The following is a 23,126-nucleotide window of genomic DNA, read 5'->3' on the forward strand; positions in this document are numbered from 1 at the left end:
GAACGGCCGACATTGGCAGTCCAACCCGGAACCAGGCGTTTTTCTAACGCGATTCGGCAATTTATCTGGTTTGCTGGACCGCCGCAGGATAGATATCCTTCTTGCTGCGAAGGAAGACACCATGCTTAAACATATTGCAACCGACCTGCTTGACATCGCCTATGACGAACAGGGCAATGCCGATGGCTGGCCGGTGGTCCTGCTACACGGTTTCCCTTACGACATCCACGCATACGCGGAGGTGACGCCACGCCTGACATCCCAGGGCGCCCGCGTCATCACCCCCTATCTTCGGGGATACGGGCCAACGCGCTTCCTTGCGCCCACGACACTTCGTTCGGGCCAGCAAGCGGCGCTTGGAGCAGACCTGCTAGGGCTACTCGATGCACTTCAGATTGGCCAGGCCACGCTCGGCGGGTACGACTGGGGCGGCCGGGCGGCATGCATCGTGGCCGCGCTCTATCCTTCGAGAGCGCGAGGACTGGTCTCGGTCAACGGCTACAACATCCAGAACATAGCTAGCGCCGTGCGGCCCGCCGACCCCGAAAAGGAATACCGGATGTGGTACCAGTACTACCTCCATGGCGAGCGCGGCCGGGCCGGACTGACTGAAAACCGGCGCGCGTTCTGTCGTCTGTTATGGTCGCTATGGTCACCGACCTGGCGCGTCGACGACGACACCTACGCGCGCTCGGCAGCGGCGTTCGACAACCCCGATTTCGTCGATGTGGTCGTCCATTCTTACCGGCACCGTTTCGGACTGGTCGACGGCGATCCCCAGTTTGACGATATCGAGCGCCGCTTGTCCGCCATGCCGTCGATCACGGTGCCTACGATCACGCTCGAAGGGGACGCCGATGGCGTTTCGCCACCCGGGGGAAGGCAGGCGAACTCACAGCGCTTCACGGGACGCCATCAGAACCGCGTCGTGCCGAACGCCGGCCACAATCTTCCGCAGGAGGCACCCGAAGCGTTCGCTGACGCGGTCCTCGACGTCAACGCATGGGCCGCCGCTTGACGCTCTTGCGCATAAGGCGATTGACACCGCTCTGTTATTCGGCCGAGCCAGGCACGCAAGCATCACACATGGAGGTTCCCTCAATGAATACTGTTCCGCAGACCCCATTGATTCTGATAACGGGCGGAGGCCGTGGCGTAGGCGCAGCGACTGCGCGGTTGGCTGCCGCACAGGGTTACGACGTAGCGATAAGCTACGTCTCCAACGAGTCTGCCGCTCTTGCGGTGGCCGCCGATGTGGAAGCTGTCGGGCGCCGGGCTTTAGCCATGCGTGCAGACAGCGCAGATCCGCAGCAGGTCGCTCAGCTATTCGCCGCGATCGACCGGAAGTTCGGCCGCATCGATGTGCTGGTCAATAACGCCGCGATCATTGCGCAGCAGTCTCGGCTAGAGGATCTCGCATTCGAGCGGATGCAGCGCATCTTCGCGGTCAATGCGATAGGCCCGATCCTCTGCGCACAGCAGGCGGTGAAGCGGATGTCGCGTCGTCACAATGGTCGAGGCGGCGCGGTGATCAACATCTCATCGGCATCGGCCCGGCTTGGCAGTCCAAACGAATATGTCGACTATGCTGCCTCGAAAGGTGCGCTTGAGACATTTACTACCGGCTTCGCCAAAGAAGTCGCGCGGGACGGGATACGTGTCAACTGCATTCGCCCGGGACACATCTACACCGACATGCACGCTAGTGGCGGCGAGCCGGGACGGGTGGACCGCGTCAAAGACTCGATCCCCATGGGACGAGGCGGTCAGCCTGAAGAGGTTGCGCGGGCGATTCTATGGCTGGCAAGCGCCGAGGCTTCGTTCATCACCGGCACGTTCCTCGATGTCACCGGCGGCAAGTAAGCAACAGGTTGCGGCGATGGAGGCGGTGCTCTGCGGGAACGGCATGGGGCGCGACGTCTGCGCCACGCGGCCGAACAGAGGCACGCGTGACAGACAAGCGCTCATGGCCGAACCCGCCCCGACGCTGTCATTCAACGTGGGGGCGGGTTCGGCCATCTGGCGCGTGACGGCAAGCTAAGCCAGTCGTATTGACTTATTCCTGCCGTCGTTTATTGACGCCTGGTTGTCGTCCTCAATTGCCGTTATTGGCCAGCCGGAGACGCTGTGCTCGGGGTGGCCAGCGTGTTGTGACTCCCGGGGAGGTTGGTGAGAGCCGCCGCACTATTGCTCGAGCTATTCGACAGGTTCGAGTTCGACGATCCGGCGGCCATACCGCTTTCCGAATTGGTGGCGCCAGGCGCGCCGTAGCCGCTCGTTGCAGTGGCGGCGGGCGACACGGTGGTCGGGGTGGCCAGCGTGTTGTTCTGCGCATAAGCGACGCCCGACAGCGTGAGTGCGGCGAGCGCCGCGATGAGTGTGCTAGTTGCCTTTTTCATGACCCGTTCCTCTTTGATTGGACTGCAATTTCGACGTAAACGACCCATTTGCATGTCTCCATAGCGGTCGTTGTACGCTTGGCTCGTGGCGATCAAACTCGCGCGACCGAGTCCATAGCAGCTAACAGCAAGTTTAGGAAAGCGGGCGCTAATAATTAAGCGCGTTGTTCGCAAAGATTAATTTCGGTTTTTGGAGATTCGCCTCAATAGGTGCTCGTCTCCAATCACCCACTAGCGGCAGGGTCTCCCGCTACGGGCCGGGTGTTGGCACTATGGCTCTCACGGCGCATGTTGGTCATAGACCTTTTGTGCCTGGTCAATCTCATCCAGATGCTCGATCGACCACGCATAAACCGCGCCGAACGGAACCTGCAAGGTTCGCCCGAGTTCCGTGATCGAATATTCCACCGCTACCGGCGAAGTATTGAGCACCGCCCGCGCGATCAGGCCATTCCGTTCGAGGCGCCTCAAGGCTTGCGTAAGCGCCTTGTGCGTGACGCCTTCCAGCCTGCGCTTGATCTCGTTGAAGCGGGTTGGCTTCCTGGTGAGCAGCGTGAGAATCATCACCGACCACTTGTTCGCCACCTGATCGAAAAACGAGCGTGCGGCACAGTCCGCAAAGAAAACCTCATCGACCTCGCAAGTCATCCCAGTATCCTTCTGTATATCTGCGCACCTGAAGGTGCGTAATTGACCGTAGATATCCAACGTATAACATGGAGTCAGGTCAATTGCTTCGAGCTCGACGTCACGCAGGCGAGCGAGCCAGGCGGTTGATGCACGCCCAATCAATAAGGATAACGAATGGAAATGATGAAACACAAACTGTCCCGACGCGGCATGCTGAAGATCGCCGGTGCGGCGACTGTAGCAGGCGCGCTGAGCAGCCGTACGGCTTCTGCTGCGCCCGAATCGCCGGCGACGCTGTTCGCGACGGAGCGAGGCCAAGGCAAGAATGTGATGTTTCTCCACGGCTGGACTTGCGACTCCCATGACTGGAGCTGGCAACTGCCGTACTTCGAAAGCCAATACCGTGTCGTCGCTGTCGATCTGCGCGGGCATGGCAGATCGCAGGTCATGCCCTCGGGCGCCTACACGCCCGCGGATTATGTCTCGGACATCGAGGCGTTTATCGTGACGAAATATCCCGGCCAGAAGTTCATCATCGTGGGCCATTCGATGGGTGGGCAGATCGCCGCCCGACTTGCCGCCAGGCGGCCGGACCTGGTCAGTGCCGTGGTGTCCGTCGACGGCGCGCTCGGCCTCTCCGAAGCCGCGGCCAAACTCTTTGCGACAACCAGCCGCGATCTGAACGCCGGCGATCCCGGCGTGGCGGCGCCTGCCCTGTTCGAACTTGTCTATGACCGCAGCACCGATCCGGCGTACAAGCGTTGGCACGCGAGGCGCGTCCAGGGCATGCCCGCGCATGTCGTACGCGAGTCCTTTGCCCCACTGTTCTTTGGCGGCGATCAGGTCGGCATTGGAGAGGCGAGCGCCACGTTCTGCAAAAGCCTCACAGTGCCTGTGAAGCACTTGTGCCGCGACAACGAGCAGGCCAACCGCATGCGAACCTGGTTCGCACATCCGAAATCGGAAGTCGACGTGTGGTCCCACACAGGCCATTGGATCATGCAGGACCGCAGCAAAGACGTGAACGCTGCAGTCACCGCCTGGATTGACGCGCTCTAGCCAACGGCCTGTTCAGCGCCTACCGGTCGAATGCCCTCAACGTGCCGACCGCCGAGGTCGCCGCGTACTACCTCCACCGCGTTTTCGACCTTGGGCTAACCGGCTCGCCGCCTATTGCACATTCTGCTCGTTTTCTATACATTATGCTCGTTTATGATCGTTTTGCTATTCAAGCGGGAAGCACGCATGCAACGAACGCGGCAGGATGCAGTAGACGGGCTTCTGCCCGAGGAGCGCGAGCGGCTCATTCTTGAGCGGCTCAGAGCGCAGGGCCGCGTGCTCGCGTCGGAGTTGGCGGTCGAACTCAGCACGTCCGAGCATACGGTGCGCCGCCACCTGCGCGACCTCGCCAGCGCCGGCCATTGCAAGCGGGTCTATGGCGGCGCACTGCTCACCTCCCCCGCTGACCACCCCGCATCCACGCGGATGCGCGAGGCGGTTGATCGCAAGCAGCGGCTCGCTATCGCTGCGGTGTCGATCGTGCAGAGGAAGCAGGTCATCCTGCTCGACGCGGGCTCAACGAACGTCGCGATCGCGCAAGCGCTGCCTGACAACGTCGGCCTCACGGTCATCACGAACTCGCCCGAGGCGTGCCTGCGTTTGCTGGATCGGCCGGGCTTCGATGTCATCCTGGTCGGCGGCAGGGTTGGGAAACAGGTTGCCGGTGCGGTTGGGGCTACCGCGCTGCTGCAGGTCCAGCAGATCAAGGCCGATCTTTGCTTTCTGGGGGCGTGCGCCCTCGACCCCATCGAAGGTGTCGCAGCCTTCGAAGCGGAAGATGCCGAACTGAAGCGCGCCATGGTCAAAGCGAGCGGTCTGGTCGCCATTGCGATGACATCCGAAAAGCTGATGACCGCGGCCCCGTTCGTGGTCGCGCCGGCATCGGACGTCGACTATCTGGTGATCGAGGCGGACCTCCACGCCGACGGGCGACGCACGCTTGAAAAGGTCTGCGGTAGCGTAATCGTGGCCACGCCATGAAGCCTGTCAAGGAGCGTATTGCAACCGTCGCGGTGTTTCTGGCCAATGGCTTCGGGATCGGCGCGTGGGCGGTCGAAGTGCCACGTATCAAGGAACACCTTTCGCTAAGCGATGCCTCGCTGGGCATGGCGCTGTTCGCGTTCGCGCTAGGCGCCATCGTCGCGATGCCGCTTGCAGGACGCCTGGCGCCCCGGCTTGGCAGCGGCCGGGCCACCGCTCTGCTCGGCGTAGCGTTTGTGGCGGCGCTACCGCTGCCTGCGCTAGCGCCGAACTTTCCGTTGTTGTGCATCGTGCTTCTGTTGCTGGGTGCGGCAAACGGCGCGCTGGATGTATCCATGAACGGCCATGCCAGTACCATCGAAAGCGCCTGGCACGCGCCGATCATGTCGTCGTTCCACGCTGCGTGGAGCGCCGGCGGCCTACTCGGCGCAGCGACCGGCGCGATGCTCCAAAGGAGCGGGATGGGCGTGATCGCCAGCCTGGCGTTGCCGGATGTGTTGATCGGCGCACTGATCCTTGCTGCCGCCGGTCTTGCGCTTCGCGAGCTTGGACCGCGTGCAGCGCCAGGTGGCAGCGGCTTCGCGCTGCCCAGTGCGGCTGTCATGAGGCTTGCCGCGCTGGCGTTCCTGTGCATGATGGTGGAAGGCGCGATAGCCGACTGGAGCGCAGTGTTCCTGCGCACCGTCCTGACCGGCGAGGCGAGCATTGCGGCACTCGGTTATTCCGCGTTCGCCTTTTCGATGGCGGCATGTCGCATCATCGGCGACGTGTTCGTGCGCCGGCTGGGTTCCAGCAAGGTGGTGGCGCTGGGCGGTTTCGTCGCGGCGAGCGGCCTTGCTCTGGTGCTGAGCATCCCAAGCGCGTTCACCGCCTGCATAGGATTTGCGCTCGTCGGCCTCGGTCTGGCCAACATCGTTCCGGTCATCTTCAGTGCTGCCGGCCGCTCGACTCCGACGCCGGCCGTAGGCGTCTCCATGGCCGCCACGGCGGGCTACGCGGGCTTTCTGGTGGGCCCGCCGCTAATCGGATTCGGCGCAGGACTGCTGGGGTTGCGACTGGCGTTATGCGTGCTGGTGGCGGCGACGTTGATCGTCTGCGCGTTTGGTGGACGGGCTGTGCGCGGCTCGAGTCGTTCTGCTGAGCCGAAGGCGGTGGTGGAGTGAGGGGATAGTCAGTCATCCTCACTCAATACGACCTCGAAGAATCAACGCCTGCTCTTCGTCCCGGCGACGCCTGCACGCCCCTTCCGGGCAGCGGCCGCGCGCTGGCTGATCCCGCCAAGGATGAGATCGATCCCGGCGAGAAAATCGACACGGTCGTCGTGGACCCGCAACTGTGCGGCTGCGCTGCGGGTGAACGGGTATTCATCCGGATCGAGCTGAGACCACATGGTCGCCACCTCATCCAGGAAGTTGGACCTATCGGCGTCCCGCTCCCGCGCGAAATGCGCGTTCGCCGCGTTCTGTCCGCTGACGCCAAGGATATAGCTCAACAACGCGGACACCGTTTCCCACTGTTCTTCGTCCGGCACGCCAAGCGCGCGTAACTGCTGGCCCAGGCGTTCGAGAATACGCACGACGGGCAACTGACCCGGGGCGCGCGTGAGCGCCGAGCCAACCCATGGATGCGCGTCGATCGCGTCGAACATGCCCAGCGCAAGCGCACGAATGCTGGCCTCCGGCGTCGCGCCGACCACGGGCTCGCTCAGCGTGCGAGCGACGATAGCGTCGCACGCGGCGGTCAGCAGATCGCTCTTGCTGGCGACGTGCCAGTAAATCGCACCAGGGCCGGTGGCGAGCCGCTCGGCCAGGGCGCGAAACGTCAGGCCGTTCTCCCCGCTACTGTCCAGCAGCGCAATCGACGCCTCAATGATTCGATCCGGCGAGAGCGAATCCTCGCGCCGTTGGGTGCTGCGTGCTTTTTTTGCCATTGTTCATCTTGACACTTATGGAATGCCGTTCCAATAATACTATGGAATGACGTTCCATAGACTGTCTGAAGCAGATCTTGTGACGACCTCCGACCATCAAGGAATCAGGATGAACACTTCGATTGCGATTATTGGTGCGGGACTGGGTGGGCTGACGCTTGCCCGAGTCCTCCACGTCCACGGCATTGCCGCGACGGTCTACGAAGCGGAAGCCTCGGCTAACGCGCGTACGCAGGGCGGCATGCTCGATATCCACGAATACAACGGGCAGCTCGCGCTCAAGGCAGCAGGGCTCTTCGATCCGTTTCTCGCGATCATTCACGCCGGCGGTCAGGCATCGCGAGTACTCGACAAGGACGGCAACGTCCTGCTTGATGAACCCGACGACGGCACCGGCGGCCGCCCCGAGGTACCGCGAGGCGAACTTCGGCGGATTCTGCTCGACTCACTTCCTGCCGACACGATCCGCTGGGGACACAAACTTGCCACAGCGTCTGCGCTCGGCGACGGCCGGCATAAGTTGACCTTTGCCGACGGCTCGACGGTGACGACAGACTTGCTCGTGGGGGCTGACGGCGCGTGGTCGAGAGTTCGTCCGCTTCTTTCCGAGGCGAAACCGGCGTACGTGGGCACAGCATTCATTGAAACGCACCTGTACGACAGCGACACCCGTCACAAGGCTAGCGCGCAAGCGGTTGGCGATGGCGCGCTGTTTGCGCTTGCGCCCGGAAAGGGCATCCTCGCGCACCGCGAGCCGAATGGCGTGCTGCACACGTACGTGGAGTTACACAAGCCCAAGGACTGGATCGACGGCATCGACTTCTCCGACCCGGTAGCGGCCAGGGCCCGCGTTGCCGAGGAGTTCGAGGGTTGGGCTCCGGCGCTAACAGCGCTCATCACCGACGGCGAGACGGACCCTGTGCCGCGCCCTATTCATGCGCTTCCGGTTGGGCACACATGGGCTCGCGTACCCGGGGTGACACTGCTAGGCGATGCGGCGCACCTGATGATCCCCTCTGGTGAAGGGGCCAACCTTGCCATGTTCGACGGCGCTGAACTCGCGCAGGCCATCGCCGCGAATCCTGGCGACGTTGAAGCGGCGCTCGCTGCGTATGAAAAAGACCTCTTCCCTCGCAGCGCGTCTGAGGCTATAGCGGCGGAAGGCGTACTCGAAGCGTGTCTTGGTCCCAACGCGCCGCAGAGTCTGCTTGATTTCTTCGCGCATCACCAGCCCGTCTGAGCTGAATGATCAATGGTAGATCGTGCTCGTAGACTGCAGCTTCGTCAGCACACCGTGCTCGAATCGAAACCAGCCTTGCGAGCCTTGCATGACGACTTCATCGCCTTGCCAGAACACGCGCCTGATCGTCATGCGCTTGTCCAGGCGCTGCACAAGCGCCGGACGGCGGCGAAAGTCGTACAGCACCGGGCCCGACTCGGTCTGCACGAGCATGCGCGTAACACTGTCGTTTGCGCTGCCGACGTCATCGAAATGCGTGAGCCCGTTCGCCTCGAAGCGATCGAACGTTTCCTTGTCGAGCATGGCAGTGAAATCGCGATCGGCACGCACGAATTGCAGCGTGCCCGAAGGCGTGGCGAGCGGGCCCGACGCGTTGCTTTGCGCATGAACGCAGGTGACGAAAGAGGCGGCCGCGAGCGCAGCGAGGAACAGGTGTTTCATGTTGCCTTTTCAGACTTTCAGATTGAGCGGCACATACGGCGACGGGGGCCATTCACCGTCGCTGCGTGGGGCGATTGTCGCCAATTTTGATCGATACGTCGAATGGTTCAAAGCGCTCGTCGGGCGTCATGCCTACGCAGCACAGACCGGACCCAATGCGCGTTGAAGCGCCATGCGCGGCCAGGTCCGGTCACTACGGGTAAATGACAAATCTGTAATCACCGGGCAAGGGCGCCGTCATCTACCCGATCCAACAATGACTACACGGTCTGACACAAGCGCCTGTGTCAGTGCGTATTTCGAGGCCTTGCACGCAGCGATCCACTTCCCCATTTTTTATAGCAGGTAGTCGAACATGAACTCGGTAGCCAGAGAAGCTTCATTCCTTTCCCGGCATCCCACGCTGAGCGCGTTCGTCGCGACGGCGGTCGTGGCCGGCGCGGCCGGCTTCGGATTCATGTACTCGGGCGTGTACGATGTCTCGGCCACGTCCGGACATAACCCGCTCGTCGCGTGGCTGCTGCACAAGACTTACCTGCAGTCGTTGCACCGCCACGCGGCCGATATCGAGGTGCCGCCCGATCTGATGACTACCGCCAACGTCGAGGCCGGCGCGCGTCTTTACGCGAGCACTTGTGCGGCGTGCCACGGCGCACCGGGACACGCGCTGAGTCCGATCGGTCAGGGCATCCTGCCGCTCGCGCCGGAACTGCTGGCGCCGACGCGCCGTAACAATCCCAAGATGATGTTCTGGGTCATCAAGAACGGCGTCAAAATGACCGCGATGCCCGCGTTCGGCAAGACGCAAGACGACCAGACGATCTGGGACTTGACCGCATTCCTATATAAAGGGCGTGGCATTTCCGCTCAGGATTTCGAAAAGCAGAGCGCAGCCCAACCCAATGCCCAGCCATAGCAGCAGGCAAGCACCACGCACTGTCCCGCTCCGCTTTACCACGATCAAACCCCCATCGCGCCGCGCAACCGCCATCGAACTCAAATCTGCCAGGTCAACCGCATGTAGTAGTAGCCGCCATTGATCCCATACGGTGACAAATGCGGATACATGTCGAAGTTAGGCTCCGCGTTCGGATTATTCTTGTTGGGGAATGTGTTGAACAGATTGTTGGCGCCGAGCGCCACCGTCACGTTCCGGTTGATCTTGTAGGCGATATCGAGGTCAGTGATAAAGGCCGGATTGACGTTGTCCGGATACACCGTGCTGTAGTCCGTCGACCATTGAACCTGAGTGGATTTGCCGTAGTAGGTTTCACGCAGCGTTACCCGCCAGTTGCCTAGCGTGTAGACACCCGCTCCCGAGACCACGATGCGCGGTGTCGCGGTCGTCAGGTTCGAGGTCTGAATGGCGTCCAGCACTGAAACACCGGCCGCAGCGAGGCTTGCCGGCGTGTTGATATGACGGATGGTGGTGCGGTTATAGTTGGCGTCGAGATTCCACTTCACGCTGCCGTAGCGGCCATAATCCGTCAGGTAGTTCAATGCCGCATCGATCCCCCGCGTACGCGTATCGGCGCCGTTGGTAAAGAACTGCGCATAGGTGTTTTCGACCGCATCGGCCGGCACCGTGGTGCCGTTTGCCGCAATCGCCTCTGCGGCAAGCGGCCCGTAGATACCGCCGCTATCCACGATACGGTTGTCCACGTCGATCTGATAGAAGTCCAGACTGTAGTCGAAATTGTGAGTCGGCTTGCCGGCAATGCCGAGGCTAAATTGCCGGGATGTTTCGTCCTTGAGATTAGGAGCACCGAGAATCGCCGCACCCGGTGAGCCTAACGGAATCTGGATCGAGGCGCCGCCGGTCGTCACGTTGGTGGCCGAGTAGTGGTCCTGCACCAGGGTGGGAGCATGAGTGCCCGTCCCTGCCGACCCGCGCACACCAAACGCATCGGTGAAGTCGTAGCGCGTCGATACCGTGCCGTCAACGGATGCACCGAGGGCCTGGTAATCTTCGGCGCGCACGGCCAGATCGACCTGCCAGGGCGGCAAGATATGCGTCGAGACATCCGTGTAGGCGGCGACGCTCTGCCGGTTCGAGCTACTCGCATCGGTCGGCAGATAACCCGGGAATGCAACGGACCCGGTTTCATAGTACGAGCCGGGCTCGCCCGCGCCCAGGCTAAACGTTTCATAGCGATGTTCGAGGCCCACCGCGACGTTGACCGGCGCGCTCCACAGCGGCAGTTGAAACGACTTGCGCAAATCCAGGTTGGTAGTCAACTCCGAGGACGTATAGCTGCCGACGTAAAACGACGTTGGCGTATAACCGTTGTCGGTCAGCAGACTGTAGTTGGCGGTATTCAGATTGCTCAAACTGATTTCGTCGCGACCATAGGTCGTGCTCAGATCCCAGTCCCAGTTCGAATCCGTCCTGCCTTTGACGCCGACGGTAAAGCTGAAGTCGGTTTCGTGGCTGCGCTCCACCGGAGAAAAGCCGTTCGGGTACAGGGCCGCCAACTCCGGCATGTTCTCGCTGATATAGGACGGCGAACGGTAGTCTTCGTAGGCACGCACGGTACGGTCGGCAACCGTCCCGAAGCTGTACAACGTCACGCCCGGGGTCAGCGAGCGCTCCAGGTTAAAACCGAATGTACCGATATTGGTCTGCGGATCGCCTTGCACCCTGGCGGGTTCCGGTCCACCGCTGGGCCCGCTCTGATTGGAGTAGCCATGGTGCCGGAATCCCGCACTCAAGGTCAGGTAACCGTCATCGCCGAACGGCAGCCCCTGTTCGACATCGGCCTGACCAGTGGCGCCGCCCCCGCTGCCGTATGCGCCTCCCGTTACGGTGGCCGTGCTACCTTGACTGGCACGCTTCAGAACAATGTTGATCACGCCCGCAATGGCGTCCGAGCCATACTGCGCCGCCGCGCTCCCCAACAGAACTTCAACGTGATCGATCAGCGCGAGCGGTATCAAGTCCAGGTCAACCGCATTCGCCCCTTGGGATGGATCCTCGTCCGCATACAGCGTCGCCGAAAGATGGCGCCGCTTGCCATTGACGAGCACCAGTGTTTCGCCCGGTCCCAAGCCGCGCAGCTGGAAGGTGCGAGACAGCGCGCCGGCGTCGTAGCCCACAGCGGGTGTCGTCAATGACGGCACCAAAGTTTTCAGTGCATCGAGCAGATTGCCCTGTCCCGTGGCCGCGAGATCCTTTGCGCTAATGACCTGAATGGGAGTGGTGCTGTTCTGCTGCGAGCGGTTGACCGCCCGGCTACCGGTGACCACCATCGAGTCCAGTGTCACGCCCGGCGCGCTGGCGGCTGCCGCGGGTTGCACACCGGATGTGGCTGCGCCCGGTGCGCTTTGGGCCCATACCGATGCGGCCGACACCGACCACATCAGTAATCCTAAATTAATACCGAAGTAGCTTTTCTGGTTCATTTTTTTGGCTCACCTGTCAAGATACGTCTGAATACCACCGAGCGGATCTGTGTCCGCCTCGTCCGCCTTTACGATTGCCCGTTTCTCCTGATCGAGTCGCGCGTCGCGCGACTCATGGCAGGCTCAATGCGCCAGCACCCTGCTTAAGAACTGCCGCGTACGCTCATTCGACGAGCGCTCGAAAAACACATCCGGCGCCGCCACTTCGATGATTTCTCCACCGTCCATGAACACCACCCGGTCCGCGACGCGGCGGGCAAAACCCATTTCGTGGGTCACACACACTCGCGTCAGGCCTTCTTCACCGAGTTCGGCCATCACATCGAGGACTTCATGGACCATTTCAGGATCCAGCGCCGAGGTAGGTTCGTCGAACAACATGATCTTCGGCCGCATGCATAGCGCCCGGGCAATCGCGACGCGTTGCTGCTGGCCGCCGGAGAGTTGCGCCGGGTATTTATCGGCGTGGTCCTGAAGATGCACACGGGCAAGGTAGTATCGCGCCGACTGTTCCGCCTCGTCCCGGGATATACGGCGAGCATGCATCGGCGCCAGAAGCAGATTTTGCAGTACGGTGAGATGCGGAAACAGATTGAACTGCTGGAACACCATGCCGACATGGCGTCGGACCGCTTCGGCGTTGCGGCATTCCAGATCCAGCGCGACGCCGGCAACGTCAATGGAGCCCGCCTGACGTTTCTCCAGGCCATTGATCGTGCGCAGCAGGGTCGATTTACCCGAGCCTGACGGCCCGCAGATCACCAGAGTCTCGCCGGCGCGGATATCGAGCGTGACGGTTTTCAAAACCTGCGTGCGGCCGTGCCATTTGCTGACACCGCGCAACGAGATCAGTGAGTCGGAAGGTCTATCTGACATGCTGTTTAAATGATATTGCCGTACCTGGCCCGCTACGCTCCGACATGACGCCAATTTCCTGTGCGCGTCGCGGTGGTACATGATTTTTATGATCGTGCATGCTAGCACCCGGACGCAATCGCCCTTATACCGTATCAATATATCCATAAGCATTTTTACTTTTTCGTTGCGCGTCACTAACCATTTACACTTTCGGGCGCAAGCGCATAGGCTTGCCGCTTTCCGAGCCACCTCACCGTTTGCGTTTCCATGTTCAAGCTGAAGCTCAGGCATTTGCACGACATTGCCGCCGTACCCGACACACCAGGCGCGCCCCTCGTGGAATTCGACACGCTACGTGAAGAGTTGCGTAGCCGTGCCCGCTTCCAGATCCGTGCGCGGATCACATGGTTGATCCTGCTCGCCTTGCTGGTGCTGCTGCTGTCGCACCTCGGACTACAGTTTTCACTGGTGCGCGACAAACTGCCGTTTCTGTTGGGCCTGCACCTCTCGCCCGACGACTTTATCCAGGGTGCGCCGCTGACGATCCTGATCACCCTGATCTCGATCTCATGCTGCTGCGTGATCGCAACGCTCGTCGCCGCCGGTCGCATGTCCGCGAATCCGGTTGCCTTCGCCCTCGCGACGTTCTATGGCTCGTTCTTTCGCGGTACGCCGTTGATGCTGCAAGTGCTGCTGATTTACCTGGCACTGCCGCAGGTCGGTGTCGTCATGGGACCGGTGACATCGGGTGTGATGGCGCTGTCGTTGAACTACGGCGCCTATCTGGCTGAAACCATTCGCGGTGGCGTGCTGTCGGTCCCGCCCGTACAGCGAGAAGCGGCATTGGCGCTGTGCCTGCCGCGGCACGTGATCGCACTGCGCGTGATCGCGCCGCAGGCGCTGCGCATCATCATCCCGCCGGCCGGCAGTTTGTTCGTCTCGATGCTGAAAGACTCTTCCCTCGTCTCCTTGATGGGCGTATGGGAACTGAATTTCGTTGCGCAATCCTACGGCCGCAGCACATACCACTATATGGAAATGTTGATCGCGGCGGCCGCGATCTATTGGGTGATGTCCATCGTCTGCGAGTTGCTGCAAGCACGCCTTGAACGCCGCTTCGGCAAAGGCTATGCACGTGCTCATATCTGATCGGTGGACGTGCGGCGCGCGCCCGATCTCCTGTTAAGGAACCTCATGAAGTTCAAATCGATCCCAGGTGCCCTGGTGATGGCCGCCGTCATGTTGAGCGCGCTGGCCGCGCATGCCGGCGAAACCCTGCAACGTGTCCAGCGCAGCGGCGTCATGCGTGACATTCTGGTGGACAGCTATCCCCCATTCGGTTTTGTCGACGCGTCCAATCACTATGCGGGCTTCGACGTGGACGTAGCCAAAGCCATTGCACAACGCCTCGGCGTCAAGATCGAACTCGCCGCGCCCAGTTGGGAAGTGGTGGTGGGCGGACATTGGAACGGTCGCTGGGACCTCTGCGTCTGCTCGATGACACCGAACACGGAACGTGCGCGTGTGCTGGACTTTCCGGTGGCGTACTACGCCTCCCCGGCAGTGCTGGTGGTGAACAAGGCGGAGACCCGGATCCAGTCGGCCAAAGACCTGACCGGCAAGAAAGTCGGCGTGGGTCTGGGCTCAAGCTATGAAAACTATCTGCAGAAAAATCTGGTGATCCCCAATACGCCTCCGATTGCCTTTCCCTTCGGCGCCGTGCAAGCAATACCGAGTGACGAGACGGTCGCCTTCGGCGACCTGGCGTTGGGTCCCGGCGTGCGTCTCGACGCCGTGATTTCCGATCTGGCGACCGCCAAGGCGCGTATTAACCAGACGGCGGCGTTCAAGATCGTCGCCCAACTGTACGCCGAGCCGAACTGGATTGCGACCGACAAAGGCGATCCCGAATGGAACGAGAAGATACGTACCACGCTGCAAAGCCTGCGTGCGGACGGCACGCTCGCGAAAATTTCGCAGAAGTGGCTGGGTGAGGACATCACAAAGAATCTGCCCTGAAGCGGCTACGGCGATAGTCGCGTCTTCGCGCGCTGCCTGCTTTATGGATTGCGGGTGGCCGCTATCTGCTGCCCAGGTATCCTTGCTGTTTTGATCTCTTTGCTGTGATCCTCGGGTGACGCACTCCGGGTGTCGCGCGCCCGCTCCGGACGATCATTCCCGCTCGAGAACCACTTCCCAAGCTGCTTTTGGTTTGCGGTACTTATCAGTCACGGTATGCTCTAGCGCGACCGTGCGCCAGCCATCCGCAAAGAGTCGACGCACCGCGCTTTCGTCAAAGAAGCGCTTCGCCTGTCCGTCAACCAGAAAATAGTTCGGCTCGATTTCCTCGCCCCCGTCCGCACCAAAATTTCTATCCTCGGTGGAGTTCAATCGGCACAGCAATACGCCGCCTGGTCGAAGCGCCAATCGCACGCGTTCCACAATCGACACGGTTTCTTCCCAGGCAAAATAGTGAAGCGACAGACTCGCCAACACAACGCCCAGGTCCGTCGCTTCTTCGGGAAGCGGATCGCGAACGTCTCGCCGTTCGATGCTCGCCGAGGGTACTCTGATTTTGGTCGACGTTACCGCGCTCAACGACAGGTCAAAACCGATTACGCGTAGACCGGCCTTCGTCAAGGTTGCAGTATCGTCGCCGTAACCGCAGCCAATCTCAAGCACGGGCCGATCACCGGCCCGCGACTTGATCAGTGTTAGCCAACGGTCTAGCCAGGGATCTGGGAACATGGAGAACATTACTCTGGACATTGATTTATTTTACAAACGATTGTCACTGGTTGATCGCTCCCTGTCCACCGTCGTTACCCGCTGCTATTGTCCCGCGGCGGGCGACACCACGCTCGGGGTCGCTAGTGTGTTATTGGTCTTGGGAGCGCTGTTGGTCGTGGAGCTATTGCTGCTCGGCAAACCCGAGTTCGGCGCCCCGTTAGCCATGCCGCTCTCCGAGTTGGGAGTGCCTGGCGTGCCGTAGCCGCTCGTTGTACCGTTCATCTGGCCGCTCATCTGGCCGTTCACCTGGTTTGCCGGGCTAGCCGTGCTGCCCAAGCTCCGCAACGTCACCGAGTCGGCATAGCCGACTTCGCTCGCAATTCTTTCGAGGTCGTAACCCATCGAGACGAGGTTCTGCACGTTTGGTCGTCGGGCAGTCGTTTGGCGCCGGACACCCTCAACGCGCAAGCCCTGTCGGTGCAGACTCAGTTGATAGAGGGTCTCGGTCTCAGGCAACTTGCCAAACCGTGAGTGACCTCACAGCGACGGCTTCCATTCCCGCCTGAGAAGCCCATACACCCAGGAATCCGAGACCTCGCCATCCACAATGCAATCTTCCCGCAACATACCTTCGCGGACAAACCTGAGCTTCTCGAGCACGCGGCTCGATGCCGCGTTGCGCGTGTCGGTCTCGGCCTGAACGCGGTTCAGATCGAGCGTATCGAAGCCCCACTGCAACAAGGCGCCTGCGGCTTCGGTGGCGAAGCCTTGACCCCATGCCGCGTCATCGAGGCAGTAGCCCATCGTCGCGCTGCGATAGTCCGGATCCCATTTGATCAAACAGCACCAGCCGATGAACACACCATCGGCGGCACGTTCGATGGCCAGCCGCGCGCCGCTGCCTTCCTGCTCGATTTTTCTGCAAACCACGACAAAGCGCTCTGCTTGCGCGCGCGTCTTCCAGGGCGGCGCATCCCAGTAGCGCAACACGCGCGCGCTGCTGTGCAGCGCGAAGATGGCGTCCGTATCGGCTTCCGTGAAAGGACGCAATAGCAGGCGAGCGGTGTGCAACGTCGGAGTTGGCAAGGAAATATGCGGCACTTACGACGACTCCCCCGCTGCCGGCTCCGGCTCATGCGCGAGCCGCGCCTTCGCATGCCGCATCTTCTCCAGCGTCTTGGGCCCAAGCTTGAGCGCCACGCCGATTGCGAGCGCATCCATGATGCACAGATGCACGAGCCGCGACACGCCCGGCGTATTCGGATCGATCGCACTCGGCACGCGCAGCAGCAGCGGAATATCGACCAGCCACGCAAGCCGCGAGCCGACATTGGTCAGCGCAATGGTCGTCGCGCCGCGCTCCTTGGCGATCTGGATGCTTTCGTTCACTTCGACGCTGCGCCCCGAGTGCGACACCGCAAACGCCACATCGCCCGGCTCGAGAAGCCCGGCGTAGAGGCGCTGCAAATGACCATCGGTGAATGCGCTCGCGGCGATATCGAGCCGCAGGAAACGCAGCGCCGCATCCTGGGCCACCAGTCCCGATCCCGAACCCACGCCGAAGAAATACACGCGGCGCGCGCCGGCCAACGCGGCAATCGCCGTCTCCACGACAACCGGATCGAGCGCCCCACGCGCATGCGTGATGCCTTCGACCGCCGCTTCGCCGACCTTGTCGAGCAGGGTCTGGATATCGTCATCCCGCGCGACGGCCGTCGACGCATACGGCAAGCCCCCCGCCACGCTCTGCGCCAGTTGCATCTTGAAGTCGCGCAGCCCATTCGCACCGACCGCGCGACAGAAGCGCGTCACCGAAGGCTCGGACACCTCCGCGCGCTGAGCGAGCTCGGTGATGCTGGCGCGCATCGCAAAGTCGACGTCGCTCAGCACCATGTCGGCGACCTTGCGCTCAGCCGGACGTAGCTGGGTCAATGCGCCGCGAATGTGGGGAATCAGGTTGGGAGCGGACACCCGTGTGTTCCTTATGGGTTCAAGGTCTGGAATCCGCGTCTTGGTTCTATGGAGATCAGCGGCCACACGCGGTTTCAGGCAAGCCTGCGTCCACTCTCCGTATCGAACAGATGAATATGCCCAATCGGCAAGCGGAGCGCCACGCGCTGGCCAGGCTCGATTGTCGAGCGCTGGCGCGTCGTCACGCACCACGTGCTGCCGCCTATTTTCCCGTACAAGTGGGTCTCGGCGCCAGTCGGCTCCACCACTTCGACTTCCATTGACACGCCATCCGGCGGCGCCAGCGTTTCGATATGCTCGGGCCGAATGCCCAACGTGACCTTGGCGCCGGTCTTGGCTGAAGCCGGTGCGTGCGACAGCGCCACTTCACTGCCGTCAGCCAGTTTCAGCGCGAGACCGCTTGCGCCGCTCACCAGTACGCCTTCGGCAAAGTTCATCGAAGGCGAGCCGAGAAAACTGGCCACAAACAGATTCGCCGGTCGATCGTAGAGATCCAGCGGCCGGCCGATCTGCTCGATACGGCCCGCGTTCATCACGACGATCCGGTCGGCCATCGTCATCGCTTCGATCTGATCGTGCGTGACGTAGATCACCGTATTCTTCAGACGTTGATGCAGCGCCTTGATCTCCGTGCGCATCTGCACGCGCAGCTTCGCATCGAGATTCGACAGCGGTTCGTCGAACAGGAACAGCGACGGTTCGCGCACCACCGCACGGCCCATGGCCACGCGCTGACGCTGGCCGCCGGAAAGCGCACGCGGCAAGCGGTCGAGGTAGCCGCCCAGGTTGAGCATCTTCGCCGCGGCTTCGATACGCGGCTTGAAACTGCTGGACGACTCCTTGCGGATGCGCGGCCCGAAGGCGATGTTTTCGTAGACGGAAAGATGCGGATACAGCGCGTAGCTCTGGAACACCATGGAGATATTGCGTTGCTGCGGCGCGAGGCTATTGGCGCGCGTCCCGCCGATCAGCAGATCGCCGCCGCTGATCTCTTCGAGACCGGCCACCATGCGCATCAGCGTGCTCTTGCCGCACCCGGACGGCCCGACCAGCACGACGAATTCGCCGTCGTCGATATCCAGATCGATGCCATGCACCACCTGGGTGTCGCCGTAACGCTTGAAAATGCCGCTCAGTTGCACTGCTGCCATGCTGTCCTCATCGTCGTCCGGTGCCACCGCGAAGCGGGCGCACCACGTTCACTGGTTCAAAGCGTCTCGAGCGTCAATTCCTCGGCCATCAGCCGGTTGCCCGCCATCAGGCCGCCGTCGACCGGCAGCGCCACACCGGTAATCACACGCGCCATCGGCGAGGCGAGAAACTGCACCGCGTCGGCGATGTCGTCCGGTGTCGCGAAGTCGCGCAGCGGATAGTATTTCTTCAGGTTCTCGAAGACCTGTGGATTCTTGTCGACCCGCGCCTGCCAGGCCTTCGTCTTCACGGTGCCCGGACAGACGATATTGGCGCGGATGCCGTGTTTGCCCAATTCCAGCGCCAGCGCCTTGGTATAGCTGATCAGGCCGGCCTTCGCCGCGCTGTACGCGGGGTGGCCGAGCGAAGCCATGCCGTTCACCGAGCCGATCAGCACCAGCACGCCCTGCTGGCGTTCGATCATCGACGTACGCACAGCCTCCACCGTGTGATACGTGCCGTTCAGGTTCAGATGGACGTCGCGGTGCCAACTGGCGACGTCGGTCGTCGCCAGCGTCAGCCCCTTGGCGCCGCCCGCGTTGGCGACCAGCACGTCGACCGGCCCGCGCAGCGCGACCGCCTGCGCGACGGCTTGCTGGACCGCCGCCGCATCGGCCAGATCGGCCACCACCGGCGTCACGCGGCCCGCCTCGAAGCCGCCGGCAAGCGCTGCGAGCGCCGCTGCGTCGAGGTCGAGCGCCAGCACGGTGTCGCCCAGTTCGACAAAACGCCGGCACAGCGCGCTACCAATCCCGCCACAGGCGCCGGTGACCAACACCACTCGAGTCATGTCTCTCCCTGCCTTTTGCCTGCCGGCACCGCCGCCGACCGGGTGAATCGCGGTGGTCCGGAGCACGCCGGCACCACTCGTCAAACGCTCTCAGGTTCGTGCTTAAAGGCTTCGCGTGCTGTAAATTTCCAACACAACGCACTCATTTCGCATACCGGGCCTGTTCCGACCAACCTGCCGCCCGCCTCTGCACCGCACAAAATACGCCTTCTTTACAGCATCTTATGCAAAAACAGCCGCGAGAAAAAATATCGTAGACCCTACGTGACAACAAATTTTTACTCCTGTAGGATTTTTTCAAACAATTTGACAACCCAGCGGCCGGCGACGGCAGCGGACCACCCCAGGAGAGAGAAATGTCGTTGCAAGCCCGTGCTTCCTTCGCGCTCGGCAAGATTGCCGTAGCGCTCGCGTTTGCAGGTATGGCCGTGGCGGCGCACGCCGACACGGTCCGCGTCACCGTCGCCCACTACAGCGATGCGACCGCCCCGTACTTCGAGAAAGTGGCCCAGGAATTCGAAAAGGCCAACCCCGGCACGACCATCAAGATCGAGGACGTCAGCTGGGACACGCTGCAACAGAAGCTGCAAACGGACATTACCGGTGGCGCCAACGCCGATCTGGCGATTGTCGGCACGCGCTGGCTGCTCGATTTCGTGAAGGACGATGTGGCTGAACCGCTCGACGGCTACATGGATGCGAGCTTCAAGAACCGCTTTATCGGCCCGTTCCTGGCGCCGGGTGAGATCAACGGCAAGGTCTACGGTCTGCCGATCGCTGCCTCCGCTCGCGCGCTCTACTACAACAAGGACCTGCTGGCGAAGGTCGGCTACCCGAACGGTCCGAAGACGTGGAACGACGTGATCGATGCGTCGAAGAAGCTGAAGGCGCAAGGTATTGCCGGCTTCGGTCTGCAAGGCAAGGAAATCGAAACGGACGTCTACTTTTACTATGCGCTGTGGAGCTACGGCGGCGACGTGGTGGGCAAGGACGGCAAGGCTGCGTTCAACTCGCCGGCCGGCGTGAAGGCGGCGACGCTCTACAAGACGCTGATCGACGACGGCCTGACGGAACCGGGCGTGACCGGCTACAGCCGCGAAGACGTGCAGAACCTGTTCAAGCAGGGTCGCGTGGCGATGGTGATCTCCGCACCGTTCCTCTCGAAGCAGATCAAGAAGGAAGCGCCTAACCTGAAGTACGGCATCGATCCGATCCCGATGGGCACGACGCACGCCACGTATGCGGTGACGGACTCGATCGTGATGTTCAAGAACTCGAAGGTGAAGAAGAGCGCCTGGAAGTTCCTCGACTATCTGTTCACGAAGGAACCGCGCGTGCAGTTCACCAGCACGGAAGGCTTCCTGCCGACGACGAAGGCCGAAGCGACCGATCCGGCGTTCAACGATCCTGACACGAAGGCGTTCATCGCGCTGCTGCCGAGCGCGCACTTTGCGCCGACCATCACGGGTTGGGAAGACACCGCGAAGGCCGTCTCCGACGCGATGCAATCGATCTACCTCGGCAAGGCCCAGCCGGCCGCTGCGCTCAACGCGGCAGCCGACAAGGCGAACGAATCGCTCGGCAAGTAAGGCTGAGGCAAGGCTGGGTCGAGGCATAGCCGATGCCCAGCTCATGCCCGGTTGAAGAAACACCGCGTTAATGTAGACCGGCGCGCGCTACCGCAGACAGGCGGCGCGCGCCGTGTTGTACCCGGCCCATCCCGTTGCGCCAGCCATGAGGCCACGGCGCGACTTACGATCGAGCACGCATGAGCCGTCCTGCTTCTCCGCGCCTGTCGGCGCCCTGGTTGCTGATTGCGCCGAGCCTGATACTCGCGCTGTTTATCATCAGCTATCCGATTTTCAACATCGTGTATCAGTCGCTGCACGATGTGTCGCGCTTTGGCGCGATTCGCGACTTCACCGGCCTGAAGAATTTCTATACCGTCTTCGCGGACCCAGAGTTTCTGGGCGCGTTGCGGCGCACGATCTACTGGACCTTCTTTGTGGTGGGCGGCACCGTCCTGATCTCGGTACCGGTCGCGCTGGTCCTCAATCAGGACTTCTATGGACGCGGCGTGGCACGCACCATTGTGATGCTGCCGTGGTCCGTCTCGCTGACCATGACCGCCGTGGTGTGGCGCTGGGCCTTCAATGACGACTACGGCATGGTCAACGTCACGCTGCATCGGCTCGGCCTGATCAACGGGCCGATCCATTGGCTGGCCACGCCGGAGCTCGCGTTTCCGGTGGAAATCGGCGTCGGCATTCTGGTGTCGATTCCGTTCACGGTGACGATCCTGCTAGGCGGCCTGTCGTCCGTTCCGGGCGATATCTACGAAGCGGCGCGCATCGACGGCGCGAGCGCCTGGCAGCAGTTCCGCAAACTGACGCTGCCGCTGCTCAAACCCTTCGTCAACATGGCGATCCTGCTGAACGTCATCTACGTGTTCAACTCGTTTCCGATCATCTGGGTCATGACGCAAGGCGGTCCGGATGAAAGCACCCATATTCTGGTCACCTATCTGTACGAAGTCGGCTTCCGGCTCGGGCGTCCGGGCCAGGCGGCGGCGGTATCGCTGATCATGCTGGTGATGCTGTTCGTGTTTTCGATGCTGTATCTGCGCATGCAGCCGGCGAAAGAAGGAGAAAACGCATGAGTACCAAGATGAAACGCACGCTGTGGTGCTGGCTCGCGCTGTCTCCGCTGATCGTCCTCGTGCTGTTCCCGTTTGCGATCATGCTGTTCACCGCGCTCAAACCGGCGGACGAGGTGTTCGTTTATCCGGCGCGCTGGCTGCCGGTGCACTGGCAATGGAGCAACTTCGCCGATATGTGGGTGGCCGCCAACTTCGGCGTGGCCTTGCGCAACAGCGTGGTGATCAGCCTGCTTTCGATGGCGCTTGCGCTGGCCGTCAGCCTGCCCGCCGCCTATGCACTCGCGCGCTTTCCGTTCAAAGGACGTGGCCTGTACCGGCAATTCCTGCTCGTCACGCAGATGCTCTCGCCGATCCTGCTGGTGGTGGGCCTGTTCCGGCTCGCCGCGATGATTCCGTACGGCGACGGCAATCTGGTCGACTCGAAGCTCGCGGTGATCGTCTCGTATGCGGCGTTCAATATTGCGTTCGCGGTGTGGATGCTGTCGTCGTACTTTCAGACCGTGCCGCGCGATCTCGAAGAGTCCGCCTGGCTCGAGGGCTGCGGACGGGCCAAGGCTGTGTTCAAGGTGTTCCTGCCGCTGGCCGTGCCCGCCATTGTCGTCACTGCGATCTTTACGTTTATCAACGCATGGAATGAATTCGCGGTGGTCTATACGCTGATCCGTTCGCCGGAGAACAAGACGCTGACCGTGCAGGTCACCGATATGGTGGCCGGCAAATACGTCGTCGAATGGCATCTGGTGATGGCCGCGACCTTGTGCGCGACCTTGCCGGTGTCAGTGGTGTTTGCGTGGCTGCAGCGCTATCTGGTCAAGGGGCTGGCTTTGGGAGCGGTGAAGTAAACG

General features: G+C 61.8%; 24 protein-coding genes. 12 read left to right on the top strand and 12 right to left on the bottom strand.

Features of this window, described 5'->3' with window-relative positions; all coding sequences use genetic code 11:
- The first annotated feature begins 121 nt into the window (after window positions 1-121).
- Together BUS12_RS16420 and BUS12_RS16425 are read left to right on the top strand one after the other, a co-directional pair.
- Window positions 122-1,018: an alpha/beta fold hydrolase gene (locus BUS12_RS16420; RefSeq protein WP_074296641.1), complete on the top strand. Its 897-nt coding sequence runs from the start codon at window positions 122-124 to the stop codon at window positions 1,016-1,018.
- A gap of 83 nt (window positions 1,019-1,101) precedes the next feature.
- Window positions 1,102-1,863 (top strand): glucose 1-dehydrogenase, encoded by a 762-nt coding sequence (locus tag BUS12_RS16425; RefSeq protein ID WP_074296644.1) that lies wholly within the window; start codon window positions 1,102-1,104, stop codon window positions 1,861-1,863.
- A 242-nt stretch (window positions 1,864-2,105) separates the two neighbouring features.
- Here BUS12_RS16425 and BUS12_RS16430 read toward each other — a convergent pair whose 3' ends face one another.
- On the bottom strand, window positions 2,106-2,399 hold the full coding sequence (locus tag BUS12_RS16430) for a hypothetical protein (RefSeq protein ID WP_074296646.1): 294 nt from the start codon (window positions 2,397-2,399) through the stop codon (window positions 2,106-2,108).
- Window positions 2,400-2,678: 279 nt separating this feature from the next.
- Window positions 2,679-3,221, bottom strand: a complete 543-nt coding sequence (locus tag BUS12_RS16435) for a winged helix-turn-helix transcriptional regulator (RefSeq protein WP_253190092.1) — start codon at window positions 3,219-3,221, stop codon at window positions 2,679-2,681.
- Between the two features lie 18 nt (window positions 3,222-3,239).
- Here BUS12_RS16435 and BUS12_RS16440 point away from each other — a divergent pair, with 18 nt between their 5' ends.
- The 3 genes from BUS12_RS16440 (at window position 3,240) to BUS12_RS16450 (ending at window position 6,232) form a co-directional block, all read left to right on the top strand.
- Complete coding sequence (locus BUS12_RS16440; RefSeq protein ID WP_253190093.1) at window positions 3,240-4,088, top strand: alpha/beta fold hydrolase; 849 nt, start codon at window positions 3,240-3,242, stop codon at window positions 4,086-4,088.
- A 186-nt stretch (window positions 4,089-4,274) separates the two neighbouring features.
- Window positions 4,275-5,069, top strand: a complete 795-nt coding sequence (locus tag BUS12_RS16445; RefSeq protein ID WP_074297589.1) for a DeoR/GlpR family DNA-binding transcription regulator — start codon at window positions 4,275-4,277, stop codon at window positions 5,067-5,069.
- Window positions 5,066-6,232 carry an MFS transporter gene (locus BUS12_RS16450; protein ID WP_074296652.1) on the top strand — a complete coding sequence of 389 codons (1,167 nt, stop codon included), beginning with the start codon at window positions 5,066-5,068 and terminating at the stop codon, window positions 6,230-6,232. The genes BUS12_RS16445 and BUS12_RS16450 overlap by 4 nt, the downstream gene beginning before the upstream one ends.
- A 41-nt stretch (window positions 6,233-6,273) precedes the next feature.
- On the opposite strand, the gene BUS12_RS16455 is transcribed toward BUS12_RS16450, so the two are convergent.
- A complete protein-coding gene (locus BUS12_RS16455; protein WP_074296654.1) occupies window positions 6,274-6,999 on the bottom strand; it encodes a TetR/AcrR family transcriptional regulator in 726 nt (241 codons plus the stop codon).
- A 109-nt stretch (window positions 7,000-7,108) separates the two neighbouring features.
- On the opposite strand from BUS12_RS16455, the gene BUS12_RS16460 reads away from it, so the two are divergent.
- Window positions 7,109-8,239 (top strand): FAD-dependent oxidoreductase, encoded by a 1,131-nt coding sequence (locus BUS12_RS16460; RefSeq protein ID WP_074297591.1) that lies wholly within the window; start codon window positions 7,109-7,111, stop codon window positions 8,237-8,239.
- A 9-nt stretch (window positions 8,240-8,248) separates the two neighbouring features.
- On the opposite strand, the gene BUS12_RS16465 is transcribed toward BUS12_RS16460, so the two are convergent.
- The gene (locus BUS12_RS16465; RefSeq protein WP_074296656.1) at window positions 8,249-8,680 is read right to left on the bottom strand and encodes a hypothetical protein; all 432 of its coding nucleotides are present in this window, start codon (window positions 8,678-8,680) and stop codon (window positions 8,249-8,251) included.
- A gap of 355 nt (window positions 8,681-9,035) precedes the next feature.
- On the opposite strand from BUS12_RS16465, the gene BUS12_RS16470 reads away from it, so the two are divergent.
- Window positions 9,036-9,596, top strand: a complete 561-nt coding sequence (locus BUS12_RS16470) for a c-type cytochrome (RefSeq protein ID WP_074296658.1) — start codon at window positions 9,036-9,038, stop codon at window positions 9,594-9,596.
- Between the two features lie 80 nt (window positions 9,597-9,676).
- Here BUS12_RS16470 and BUS12_RS16475 read toward each other — a convergent pair whose 3' ends face one another.
- Complete coding sequence (locus BUS12_RS16475; protein WP_074296660.1) at window positions 9,677-12,082, bottom strand: TonB-dependent receptor plug domain-containing protein; 2,406 nt, start codon at window positions 12,080-12,082, stop codon at window positions 9,677-9,679.
- A gap of 123 nt (window positions 12,083-12,205) precedes the next feature.
- Window positions 12,206-12,958, bottom strand: coding sequence for an amino acid ABC transporter ATP-binding protein (locus BUS12_RS16480; protein ID WP_074296663.1), 753 nt, complete (start codon window positions 12,956-12,958; stop codon window positions 12,206-12,208).
- A 249-nt stretch (window positions 12,959-13,207) separates the two neighbouring features.
- Between BUS12_RS16480 and BUS12_RS16485 the strand changes: the two genes are divergently transcribed.
- Window positions 13,208-14,089: an amino acid ABC transporter permease gene (locus tag BUS12_RS16485; RefSeq protein WP_083640420.1), complete on the top strand. Its 882-nt coding sequence runs from the start codon at window positions 13,208-13,210 to the stop codon at window positions 14,087-14,089.
- A gap of 45 nt (window positions 14,090-14,134) precedes the next feature.
- Window positions 14,135-14,959, top strand: coding sequence for a transporter substrate-binding domain-containing protein (locus BUS12_RS16490; RefSeq protein ID WP_074296665.1), 825 nt, complete (start codon window positions 14,135-14,137; stop codon window positions 14,957-14,959).
- Between the two features lie 153 nt (window positions 14,960-15,112).
- Here the strand turns inward: BUS12_RS16490 and BUS12_RS16495 are convergent, their stop codons facing one another.
- The 6 genes from BUS12_RS16495 to BUS12_RS16520 form a co-directional block, all read right to left on the bottom strand.
- Window positions 15,113-15,697, bottom strand: a complete 585-nt coding sequence (locus BUS12_RS16495; protein ID WP_253190094.1) for a class I SAM-dependent methyltransferase — start codon at window positions 15,695-15,697, stop codon at window positions 15,113-15,115.
- Window positions 15,698-15,772: 75 nt separating this feature from the next.
- Window positions 15,773-16,090 (bottom strand): hypothetical protein, encoded by a 318-nt coding sequence (locus BUS12_RS16500; RefSeq protein ID WP_253190095.1) that lies wholly within the window; start codon window positions 16,088-16,090, stop codon window positions 15,773-15,775.
- Window positions 16,091-16,207: 117 nt separating this feature from the next.
- Window positions 16,208-16,756: a GNAT family N-acetyltransferase gene (locus tag BUS12_RS16505; RefSeq protein ID WP_253190096.1), complete on the bottom strand. Its 549-nt coding sequence runs from the start codon at window positions 16,754-16,756 to the stop codon at window positions 16,208-16,210.
- 15 nt (window positions 16,757-16,771) lie between these two features.
- Complete coding sequence (locus BUS12_RS16510; protein ID WP_074296669.1) at window positions 16,772-17,641, bottom strand: MurR/RpiR family transcriptional regulator; 870 nt, start codon at window positions 17,639-17,641, stop codon at window positions 16,772-16,774.
- Between the two features lie 74 nt (window positions 17,642-17,715).
- Window positions 17,716-18,792, bottom strand: coding sequence for an ABC transporter ATP-binding protein (locus BUS12_RS16515; RefSeq protein WP_074296671.1), 1,077 nt, complete (start codon window positions 18,790-18,792; stop codon window positions 17,716-17,718).
- 56 nt (window positions 18,793-18,848) lie between these two features.
- The gene (locus BUS12_RS16520) at window positions 18,849-19,622 is read right to left on the bottom strand and encodes an SDR family oxidoreductase (protein WP_074296672.1); all 774 of its coding nucleotides are present in this window, start codon (window positions 19,620-19,622) and stop codon (window positions 18,849-18,851) included.
- A 356-nt stretch (window positions 19,623-19,978) separates the two neighbouring features.
- Here BUS12_RS16520 and BUS12_RS16525 point away from each other — a divergent pair, with 356 nt between their 5' ends.
- From BUS12_RS16525 to BUS12_RS16535, 3 genes are all read left to right on the top strand, one after another.
- Window positions 19,979-21,211 (top strand): ABC transporter substrate-binding protein, encoded by a 1,233-nt coding sequence (locus BUS12_RS16525; protein WP_074296674.1) that lies wholly within the window; start codon window positions 19,979-19,981, stop codon window positions 21,209-21,211.
- A gap of 179 nt (window positions 21,212-21,390) precedes the next feature.
- Window positions 21,391-22,281 carry a carbohydrate ABC transporter permease gene (locus tag BUS12_RS16530; protein WP_074296677.1) on the top strand — a complete coding sequence of 297 codons (891 nt, stop codon included), beginning with the start codon at window positions 21,391-21,393 and terminating at the stop codon, window positions 22,279-22,281.
- Window positions 22,278-23,123, top strand: coding sequence for a carbohydrate ABC transporter permease (locus tag BUS12_RS16535; protein WP_074296679.1), 846 nt, complete (start codon window positions 22,278-22,280; stop codon window positions 23,121-23,123). The genes BUS12_RS16530 and BUS12_RS16535 overlap by 4 nt, the downstream gene beginning before the upstream one ends.
- The last annotated feature ends 3 nt before the right edge of the window (window positions 23,124-23,126 follow it).

This window comes from Paraburkholderia phenazinium (genome assembly GCF_900142845.1).
In the GTDB taxonomy this organism is placed as follows: Bacteria; Pseudomonadota; Gammaproteobacteria; order Burkholderiales; family Burkholderiaceae; genus Paraburkholderia; species Paraburkholderia phenazinium_A.